4 protein-coding genes and 1 pseudogene are annotated in these 11,283 nt (G+C 66.7%); all 5 read left to right on the top strand.

The annotated features are described in order from the left end of the window. Window positions 1-94 precede the first annotated feature (94 nt). On the top strand, window positions 95-6,199 hold the full coding sequence (locus AC6JAC_RS15390) for an Ig-like domain-containing protein (RefSeq protein WP_497965299.1): 6,105 nt from the start codon (window positions 95-97) through the stop codon (window positions 6,197-6,199). Window positions 6,200-6,299: 100 nt separating this feature from the next. Further along, window positions 6,300-7,271 (top strand): AAA family ATPase, encoded by a 972-nt coding sequence (locus tag AC6JAC_RS15385; RefSeq protein WP_028272888.1) that lies wholly within the window; start codon window positions 6,300-6,302, stop codon window positions 7,269-7,271. Between the two features lie 52 nt (window positions 7,272-7,323). Further along, entirely contained in the window at window positions 7,324-8,655 is a 1,332-nt protein-coding gene (locus tag AC6JAC_RS15380; protein WP_028272889.1) for a DUF58 domain-containing protein, read from the top strand. Then, window positions 8,652-11,180, top strand: coding sequence for a transglutaminase TgpA family protein (locus AC6JAC_RS15375; RefSeq protein ID WP_028272890.1), 2,529 nt, complete (start codon window positions 8,652-8,654; stop codon window positions 11,178-11,180). The genes AC6JAC_RS15380 and AC6JAC_RS15375 overlap by 4 nt, the downstream gene beginning before the upstream one ends. Continuing rightward, a pseudogene (locus AC6JAC_RS15370) lies at window positions 11,177-11,257 on the top strand (zinc-ribbon domain-containing protein); the annotation flags it as partial. The gene AC6JAC_RS15375 and the pseudogene AC6JAC_RS15370, both read left to right, overlap by 4 nt. Window positions 11,258-11,283 lie beyond the last annotated feature (26 nt).

Raw genomic sequence — 11,283 nt, 5'->3', positions numbered from 1 at the left:
TGGGTAGGCTGTCGCGGGAAACAGAGAGCCCGGTACCGGGTCTTTGGAAACGCTGCCCTGGGGGCGGCTGCGATTTTGAGGGATTTGAAGACTGGTGACAACTCTGTTCGGCAAGCTGGGTCTCAGGGAACGCCGCAGGAAGTTGGTTTCGGGCACGGTTTTTGCGGTGGCCGGTGCTGCGTTGGTGGCGGGTGCGGTGATTTATCCGGGGTTTAAGACCACTGAGGTGGAATTGAACGACGGCGGTGTGTGGGTGGTGAGTAAGGCCAGGAATGCTGTTGGGCGGTTGAATTATCCGTCGCGGGTGCTGGATGGTGCGGTGACTCCGGCGAGTACTACGTTCGATATTCTGCAGAATTCCGGTGATGTGTTTGTCGATGATGAGACCGGTTCGACGTTGAATCAGGTGTCGCCGGCGAATATGCAGTTGGGCGGGGATAAGCAGTTGCCGGGTGCGGCTGAGGTGAGTTTTGGTTCCGGGGTTATTTCGGTGACGGATCCGGCCAAGGGCAAGGTGTGGGCGTTGTCGCCCTCGACGGTTAATGGTTTTGATGAGGAGTCCACGGAGCCGGTGCTGGCCGGTTCGGAGGGCCTGGTGTCTGCTGTGGGTGCGGATGACCGGATTTACAGTGCTGATCCGAAGACCGGTGCGGTGACGGTGACGGTGGTTGATGCCAATGGTGTGGTGACTTCCACCGAGTCCTCCACGTGGGACGGGTTGAAGGGTGCGGGGGATCTGCAGTTGGCTGTGGTGGGGGATCGGCCGGTGGTGCTGGATGCCGGGCGGGGGAAGTTGTTCCTGCCGGGCGGGCGTGCGCTGGATGTGGCGGATGCGCAGGAGGCGAAGCTGCAGCTGTCGGGTCCGGAGTCGGATGTGGTGGCGGTGGCGACGCGGAAGGCGTTGTTGAAGCAGCCGTTGGATGGGTCGACGGCGAAGACGGTGTCGTTTGGTGGTGAGGGTGTTCCGGCGGCTCCGGTGCAGCTGGGCGGGTGTGTGCATGCGGCGTGGTCGGGGGCGAATAAGTATGTCCGGGACTGTGTGAATGATGCTGATGATAAGAATGTTGAGGTGCCGAAGGCGAGTGCGTCGCCGTCGTATGTGTTCCGGGTGAACCGGGACCTGGTGGTGCTGAACGATGTGAATTCGGGCAATGTGTGGCTGGTGAACCAGAACATGCAGCTGGTCAACAACTGGGACGACGTCATCCCGCCCAAGAACCAGTCCGATGACCAGGACCAGGAATCGGCGGACAACAACACCATCAACATCCTGCCGGACCGGACCAAGCCCAACCGGCCGCCGGAAACCAAGGCTGACACCGTCGGCGTCCGGCCGGGGCGAACCACCATCCTCCCCGTCCTGGACAACGACTCCGACCCCGACGGTGACGTCCTGACGGCGTCCGTCGGGGGCTCCGGGCCCGCTTCAGGCACGCTCCAGAACATCTACGGCGGAACGGCCTTCCAGATCACGGTTCCGGCCGACGCCAAGCCCGGCTCCGAAACTTTCAGCTACAACGCGGCCGACGGCCGGGGCCTGTCCGCCGGCGGGCAGGTCTCCCTGAACGTCGTGGGTCCGGACGAAAACAAGCCCCCCGTCTTCAAACGCGGCGAGCCCACCACCATGCTGGTGGAGCAGGGGAAGACCGTCAGCCAGAACATCCTCACCGACTGGGCGGACCCCGACGGCGACGACCTCGTGCTGCTGGACGCCAAGGCAGACAACGAGCAGGACCAGGTCAAGGTCCGCCGTGACGGGCTGCTCACCTACCAGGATTCGGGGGCCGCACCCGGCAAGAAGACGGTCACGGTGTCCGTGTGGGACGGCCGCGACACCACCACCGGACAGGTAGTGGTGAACGTCCAGCCGCCGGGCGCCCTCGCGCCGGTGGTCAACGCGGACCATGTCACGGCCGTCGTCGGCCAGGACCTGGTGATCGCGCCGCTGAAGAACGACGTCGACCCCAACGGCGGCGCCTTGCGGCTCGCCCAGGTGGAAGCCTCCGGACCGGCCGAACTCGGCCCCGTCACCGACGGCGGAACCTTCACGTTCCGCAGCGAGACTGCCGGCCCCGTGTACCTGACCTACATCGCCAGCAACGGCCCACAAAGCAGCCAGGGACTCATCCGCGTGGATGTGGAGTCCGGCAAGGACACCGGCGATCCCGTGGCTGTCCACGACGTGGCGCTGATGCCTACCGGCGGAAGCGTGCTCCTGGACCCGCTCGCCAACGACTCCGACCCCTCCGGCGGCGTGCTGGTGCTGCAGTCGGTCCAGCTTCCGGAGAACACCACGGCATCGGTGAGCGTGATCGACCACAGCGTTCTTCGTATTACTGACGTGCTGGGCACCAAGGAACCGTTCACTTTCCAGTACACGATGTCCAACGGACGGAAGTCCGCCACCGGCAGTGTCTCCGTGGTGCCGGTGCCGGCGCCCGCCGTCGTCGAAGCGCCCCAACCGAAACCGGACGAAGTAAACGTCCGCGTGAACGACGTCGTGACCATTCCAGTGCTGGCCAACGACACCCATCCGCAGGGCCAGAAACTGACTGTGGACCCGGTGCTGCCGCAGGCAGTACCGGCGGAGGACGGCAAGAGCTTCGTCTCGGAAAACACGCTGCGCTTCATCGCCGGGTCCCAGCCCAGGACGGTCCGTGCGATCTACAACGCGGTCGACCCGCAGGGCCAGAAGAGCGCCGCGGCCGTCACCATCCACATCCTGCCGCTGGAAGGCGCCGAGAACTCCCGTCCGCAGCCGAAGAACCTGACGGCAAGGGTGGTGGCGGCTGGCTCGGTCCGCATCCCGGTGGAACTGGACGGGATCGATCCCGACGGCGACTCGGTGCAGCTGACCGGAATCGACAGCACCCCCAACATGGGCACCGCGACCGTCGGCAGCAACTTCATCGACTTCACCGCAGCCGGCGACGGCGCCGGCACGGACACCTTCCGCTACAAGGTGGTGGACCGGCAGGGGGCCGTCAATACCGGCACAGTGACCGTGGGCATTGCCCCGCGGGGCGACGCGAACCAGAAACCCACCCCCGTTGACGACGACGTCCAGGTCCGTCCGGGGCGCCAGATCGCGGTGGACGCGGCGGGCAACGACACAGACCCCGACGGCGACCCCATCGGCATTGTGGCCGACGGCATCGAGGCGCCCGCGGAACTCCAGGCAACCGTGAGCAAGGCCAGCGGACGAATCCTCCTGCAGGCTCCGGCGAGCGAGGGCACCGTCAACGTCCGCTACACGATCGTCGACGACCGCGGAGCGTCGGCCCAGGCCACCATCCGGGTGAACGTCCGCGGTGACGTTCCGCTCCAGGCACCCATCGCACGGGACGACCGCGTGACCTCCGCGCAGACCCTGGGCAAGACCGCCGTTGATGTGCCCGTACTGAAGAACGACGAGGATCCGGACGGCGTGGGCGAGAACCTGAAGATCGCCACGGAGGCCACCACCGCCCGGCCCGGCACCGACGGAAACATGGTGGTGGAGCTGACCGAGCAGCCACAGCTGATTCCGTACACGGTGGAGGACGTGGACGGCCAGAAATCCACCGCCATCATCTGGGTGCCGGGCATCGGCCAGCAAGTGCCGACGCTTGCCAAGGACGAGGTGCTCGAGGTCGTTGCCGGCCAGTCGGTAACGGTCGACCTGAAGGAATGGGTGAAGGTCCGCGACGGAAAGTCCCCGCGACTGACCCAGACAGACCGGATCAAGCTCATCGGATCCGACGGCGGCGACCCTGTTGCCGGCAACGGCACTGCGATCAGCTACACCGCTGGCCAGGACTATGTGGGGCCCGGCTCCATCAGCTTTGAAGTCACGGACGGCACCGGCCCGGATGATCCGCAGGGCCTGAAATCGACCCTCAGCATCCGGACCAAGGTCCTGCCGGACCCGAACCGGAACAACCCGCCCACCCTGCTGGGAAGCTCGGTGGACGTGCCGAAGGGGGAGTCCGCGGAGCTGGACCTTGGCCGGCTGACCTCGGACCCCGACCGGGACGACGTGGACAACATGAAGTATGAGCTGGTGGGCGACGGCCCCGCCGGCTTCAACGCCCGCATTGACGGCAAGGTCCTCAAAGCGTCAGTCGACGGTGCCATGGCCACAGGCACTGGGGGTACCGTGCAGGTCAGGGCAAAGGATCCCCGGGGACTCGAGACCACTGCCGCGTTCCAGCTGGCCGTTATCTCTTCCAACCGGCCCAAGCCCGTGGCCAGTGACGACGTTGAACCCAACGCGGCGGCGGGCAAGACCGTGTCCATCAACGTGCTGGCAAACGACTCCAACCCGTTCCCGGAGACGCCGCTGAAAATCGTGGAGGCCGGCGTCGAAACCGGACTCGGCAACGTCGAGGTGGCTGGCGGTGACGTGAACGTGACGCCTGCTTCCGGTTTCACCGGAACACTCGTGGTGGCCTACACCGTGGAGGACAAGACGGGGGAGACCTCCCGGCATGCCACGGCGCGCATCCGCCTGACGGTCAAGGACAAGCCGCTGGCCCCGGCCACGCCGCAGGCGCAGAGCGTCGGCGATCAGACGGCCTTGCTGAACTGGACCGCGCCGGCGGACCGAGGCTCACCCATTACCAGGTACACGGTCTACGGCGAGGGCGGCTACAAGCAGGATTGCCCGGCCAACTCGTGCACGCTCACGGGTTTGACCAACAACACCAAGTACCACTTCCAGGTGACTGCCACGAATGAGTTCGGCGACTCCGACCGGTCCCCGGCTTCGGCCGAAGTCCGCCCGGACGTCAAGCCCGACACCCCCGTTGCCCCTGTGCTGAAGTTCGGGGACAAGCAGCTCAGCGTGACGTGGACGGCGCCGGCCAGCAAGGGCTCGCCCGTCAAGTCCTACGACCTGGAAATCTCACCTGCTCCGGCCGGGCAGAACGCCCAGATCCAGAACCTGACTTCGCTCAGCTATGTGTGGAAGGGGCTGCAGAACGGCGTTTCCTACAAGGTGCGTGTCCTCGCGCGGAACGATGCCAAGGAACCCTCCGAGTGGAGTGCCTACTCCGCCGCGGAAATCCCTGCCGGCGTCCCGGTTACTCCGGCCGCTCCCAGCGCGGCAGCGGCGCAGTCCGTCGGTACGCAGAGCCAGCTCAGGGTGACCTGGACGGCGCCGAACAACAACGGCGATGCCATCTCGGCGTACACACTGACCACGCTGAGGGGCGGGGCCGTCGTCGCCACCCAGCAGGTCGCCGGGACGTCGCAGAACGTCACGGTGGACAACTCCGAGTCGGGTTACACCTTCACCGTGTCGGCCACCAACAAGGCGGGCACCTCCGGCACGAGCGCGCAATCCGCGGCCGTCCGGGCGGTGGGCAAGCCGGACATGGTGGGCAAACCCACCGCGGCCCTCGTCGACACCGGCGGAGACGGCGGGAGGATCGATGTGAGGTTCCCGGTGTTGACCGATGCCCAGCGCAACGGATCGACTCCTGGTGAAATCACCTACAAGTACCGTCTGACGTCGGGCGGCGGCAGCGGAAACATTGCTGCCGGCGGAGCAGTCGTCCCGGCTGCCAACGGCACGGATACCGCCGTCGTTGTGTGGGCCGTTTCGTCCCGCAGTTCCACGGCCGGTGACGCAAGCCCTGCGTCCAACACCGTCAACCCTTACGGGCTCGCCTTCGCGCCGACCGTGACGGGCAGCAACAGCAGCGGCGTCGGGGACAGGACCGTTTCCTGGAACTGGAACCAGCCCAGCGGCAACGGCAGGGCCGTAACCGGCTACCAGTACAGCTTGGACGGCGGAGGCTGGCAGGACACCGGGCAGCGGTCGTTCTCGAAGACCGTCGGCTTCAGCGAGACGCACACACTGCGGGTCCGTGCCATCAGCGCGGGCCAGGCGGGGCGCATCGGCAGCGATACCTCGCGCAGCGGGGCGGAGCCGCCACCGCCGGCACCGACGTCGTGGGACATCAGGGCGACCCCGGTCAGGACCTGCACGGAGGCGAATAGCAGCACGAACAGCTACCGGAACACTAACCCGGACCAGTGCCTCAGCCCCGGACGGTGGTTCGACACCGGCTATACGGCGCAGGCCGACTACTACGTGCAGTGGGGCACCAGGATCTGGTACCACCTCACCTCAGGAGCCGCCAGCGGCAACTTCGCCCGCGGCGACACCACGTCCCTGGGCACAAACCCGCCGGCCGGCATGCCCAAGCGGTAATGCCGGGGTAATCAGGGCCCAAGCAAACAATTAGACTAATCGCTGGACGAAGCGGGCATCGGCCCGCCGCGTCAGCCGACACCCGGAAGAGGATTGACCCATGACCATGACAACTGAGCAGGCCGACTGGTTTGCAGGAACGTTCGAGAAGCTCGTTGCCAACGTAGGACAGGCCGTGCTGGGCAAGTCGCACGTCATCCGCCTGACCTTCACCGCCATGCTGGCCGAAGGGCACGTGCTCTTCGAAGACGCGCCGGGTACCGGCAAGACCTCACTGGCCCGTGCCCTGGCCGCCACCGTGCAGGGGTCCAATAACCGGATCCAGTTCACCCCGGACCTGCTGCCCTCGGATGTCACGGGTGTCACCATCTACGACCAGAAGACCCAGAAGTTCGAGTTCCACAAGGGACCCATCTTCAACAACATCGTGCTGGCGGACGAGATCAACCGGGCCTCGCCCAAGACGCAGTCCGCCCTCCTGGAAGTCATGGAGGAGTCACGGGTCACGGTGGACGGCACAACCTATGAAGCCGGCCGTCCGTTTATGGTCATGGCCACGCAGAACCCGATCGAGCAGGCGGGTACCTACCGGCTGCCCGAAGCCCAACTGGACCGGTTCCTGATCAAAACGTCCATCGGGTACCCGGACCACGCGTCCACGGTGCAACTGCTGGGAGGCGCCAACCTCAAGGACCGGTCCAAGGAGCTCTCCGCGGTCATCACCACACAGGCGGTGGCTGACATGGCCGACCTCGCTGCCACCACGCACGTGGACACCGCCGTGCTGGAATACATTTCACGGCTGTGCGAGGAAACCCGTAACGCCCCCGAGACCCGGCTCGGAGTCTCGGTCCGTGGAGCACTGGCCATGGTCCGGGCGGCAAAGGTCTGGGCTGCGAGCCAGGGACGGAACTTCGTCCTGCCCGACGACGTGAAGGACCTCGCCAGCGTCGTCTGGACGCACCGTTTCGTGATGGACCCGGAAGCGGAATTCTCCGGTGCCACCGCCGAAGCCGTATTGGCCCGCGTGCTGTCCGACGTCGCTGCCCCGCAGCAGCGCGCCGCCGTCTAGCGGTGCCCGCCCACCATTCCGGCACATCCACCGCGCGAACAAAGGCACAGATATGTCCAGCAGCACTCCGTTGACCCGGCTTGCTGACCGCCTGAAAAGGCCGTTTTCCGGTGACGGGAAGGCCTCACGCCTGCACCCGGCCGCCATGTGGTCCGAAGCCGTCAGCACGGCGGGCCTGGTGCTCGCGCCCGCCTGGTCGAAAGTCCGGGAACTCTGGCTGACGTATGCCTGGCCCGTCCTCTCGGTGGTCAGCGTCCTCGGCTGGTCCGTCCTTGCCGCCTCCATCCTGCTGTGGAGCGTCGGCCAGGCCTACGGCTGGCAGGAAGCAAAGGCCGCCGCGGTGGCCGCCTTCGTGCTGTTCGTCCTTGCCGTCGGATTCATCCTGGGGCGCTCCTCCTACGGCGTGGTGCTGGACCTCGCCAGGACCCGGGTGGCCGTCGGCGACAGTGCTGTCGGCAGCATCGCCGTCTCCAATACCTCCGCGCGTCCCCTCCTGCCGGCCGCGCTGGAGCTTCCCGTGGGAGCAGCCACCGCCGTCTTCCACCTGCCGCGGATGAAACCCCAGCAGGTCCATGAGGACCTCTTCACCATCCCCACCGCCCGGCGGGCCGTCATTGTAGTTGGTCCGGTGCGCTCCGTCCGGGCCGACCCCCTGCACCTGCTGCGGCGCCAGGTGCTGTGGACTGAGCCGGAGGACCTCTACGTGCATCCGCGAACCGTAGCCCTGGCCGGTTCCGCCGCCGGCTTCATCCGCGACCTCGAAGGCATGCCCACCACGGACCTGTCCAGCGCCGACGTGTCGTTCCACGCCCTCCGTGACTATGTGCCGGGCGACGACCGCCGCCACATCCACTGGAAGACCACCGCGCGGACCAACAAACTCATGGTGCGCCAGTTCGAGGAGACGCGCCGCGCCCACCTCGCCATTTCGCTTTCCATCAACACGGACGAGTATGACTCCGAGCACGAATTCGAGCTCGCTGTTTCCGCCGCCGCGTCCATCGGCCGCCAGGCCATCCGGGAGCAGCGCGAACTCGACGTCCTCACCCAGAAGGGTCCGCTCCGCTGTGAGACCGGCCGGAACATGCTCGACGACATGACCAGGATCGTGGGTTCGCCGATGCGGAAGACCGCCGTCGACCTTGCCCGGACGCTGGCGGACACCGTCCCGAACGCTTCGGTGGTTTTCTTTGTCGTGGGCAGCCGGGTCACCCCGGCCCAGCTCCGTTCGGCAGCGGCTTCGGTGCCGCCGGGAGTGCGCAGCCTCGCCGTCCGCCTCGAGACCGGCGCCGCGCCGGCCCGCGCGAACATCGCGGACCTGACCGTCCTGACGCTGGGGGACTTGTCCGACCTCGCCATCATCCTGAGAAAGGCGGCTGCATGAGCTCCGCGCCCGCATTCCGCCCGCGCCGGCAGCCCGCGCAGTCGCGGACGTCCGCCTTCAGCGACGGCCAGCCGGCCTGGCATTTCGCGCTCGACGCCGGTGCCCTGGTGGTCCTGCTGGGGCTTGGAGTCCTCGGCTTCAGCCTCAGCTTTGGCGGCGACCCCTATTATCTGATCGCCGGATTCGGCGGCATCCTGCTGGGCCTGGGCATTGCCGCGGCCAACGCCCACTTCAGGCTCGGAGCCCTCATCACAGCCGCGGCAACGCTGGGCGCCTACCTGGTTCTCGGAACGCTGTTTGCCGTGCCCGATGCCGCCGTCGCCGGCTTTGTTCCCACTCTCGAGTCACTGCGCACCCTCCTGCTGGGCGTCGTCTTTGCCTGGAAGGACATGCTGACCGTGGGTGTGCCGGTGGGAACAGCCGGCGGAATGCTCATTGTCCCGTTCCTCAGCGCCCTCATCACCGCGCTGGCCGCAGGACTGATGACCTGGCGGCTGAAGAGCCCGTACTGGCCGCTCCTGCCGGTGCTGGTGCTCTTCGTGACCGGTATTGCCTTCAGCACCAACGCCGGCTTCCTGAACGTGGAGCGCGGAGTCTCCCTGACGGTGGTGGCGGTGGCCTGGGCAACCTTCCGCCGCGACGCACACCGGCGCAACGACACTCGCAAGGTGTCCGTCAACCGCCCGGACGCCGATGCCGCCACCGCACGCCGCGCCAAGGTCCGCCGGCTGGGATCCGCCGCGGGCGTTATCGCGGCCTGCGTGGCCATCACGGCGGTGGCGTCGCCGCTCGTTACGGCCAGCGATGACAGGACGGTTCTCCGTAACACGATCGTTCCGCCGTTCGACCCGAAGGACTACATCACCCCGCTGGCGAGCTTCCGTAATTTCGTCAAGGACAAGAAAGACGACAACCTGTTTGTGGTGAGCGGCCTGCCCCGGGACGGGCGCGTCCGCCTGGCGGCCCTGGATGCCTTCAACGGCACCAACTACAACATGGACCCGGATAGCTCCGGCAATTTCAGCAAGGTGGGGGATGCCAAGTCCCTGAACACCCTGGCCGACTCCGACGGCGTCGTCCCCAGCAACGATTACACGCTGGATATCACCATCGAGGACTACCAGGGGTACTTCCTGCCCGGCGGCCGCCGCACTACCGGAATCAGCTTCACCGGGGAGTCTTCGGGAGCCGCCTCCGGACTCTACTTCAACTCCGGAACGGACACCGCTGTGACCACGAAGGGCCTCACGAAGGGCGATGCCTACAGCGTGCAGGTATCCGACCCCGCGAAGCTGGAACACGGCCAGCTCACTCAGTACGACTTCGCCAAGGTGGCGCTCCCGGACGCCCAGGAAGTTCCGCCGGTGGTCGGTTCGCAGGCCAACGATCTGTCCGCCGACGCCCCCACGGCGATCGACCGCGTCCGGCAGATCGAGGCGCATTTCCAAAAGAAGGGCGCCTTCAGCAACGGCCTGATCGACGAAGGCCAGCTGCCCAGCGTCTCAGGGCACGGCTCGGCACGCATCCGGAGCCTCCTGACCGCCAAGCAGATGCTGGGCGACGACGAACAATACGCCGTGGCGATGTCCCTGATGCTACGGCACCTGGGCATCCCGTCGCGGGTGGTGATGGGCTTCTACCCGGATCCGAAGAGCCCGGAAAACGGCGCCGGCGAAGTGAAAATCACCGGCAAGGATGTACACGCCTGGGTGGAGGTGGCGTTCGACCGTGTCGGGTGGGTCTCCTTCGACCCCACCCCGCCCAAGGACAACGTGCCCATTCCGCCGGATCCCGAGAACAAGTCCAAGCCCAAACCCCAGGTCTTGCAGCCCCCGCCGCCGCCGCAGGAACCCGCCGACCTGCCGCCGGACTCTTCCCCGGACGCCCTGGACGCCGACGAGAAGAAGAACAACCCGTGGCTGTTCTGGGGACCGATCCTCACCGCAATCGGCATTGCCTTGATCCCCGTCGCCATCCTGGCGCTGCCGCTGCTGCTCATCGCACTGCTCAAGAGCCGTCGCCGCAAGGCCCGGTTCTCCGACGGGCACCCGGCCCAGCGGGTGGGCGGCGGCTGGAATGAAGTGGTCAGCCTCGCCACGGACATGGGTGCTGCGCTGGACACCCGCGCAACCCGCCGGGAATCCGCCGTCGTCCTCGGTGAAGCTTTTCCTGCGACTGCCGGAACCACCACCTTGCTGGCGCGGCGCGCCGACGCCTCCATTTTCGGCGCCGGCCAGCCAAGCGAGGCGGAGGTCCAGGAGTACTGGACCATTGTGGACGGCTCGCTGAAGGAAATGACCGCCACCGTGGGATTCTGGCGGCGCCAGGCTGCGCGGTTCTCGCCGCGGTCACTCCTGGCTGACGGCCGGACAGCGCTCAAGCTCAAGGGACCCCGGCTGGTCCGGACGGCCAAAGCAGAGCCCGCGGGTAGGGTGGACGGTGGCTCCGGGCCGGACACATCCGGTCCGGCCACTGAACAGACCGTGCTGAGGCGCACCCTACGAGAGAACCGCAACGAACCATGACGCATGACGCCGAGCGCTGCCAGCGCTGCCAGCAGTTAATACGTCCCGGAGCGGCGTTCTGCCCGTCCTGCGGCGCGCCGCTCAGCAACCGGGCCGCCCGCAA

This window comes from Arthrobacter sp. KUASC02, assembly GCF_059739395.1.
The sequence above is the reverse complement of the archived record's forward strand: the minus strand, read 5'-3'. Positions and strand labels throughout refer to the sequence as shown.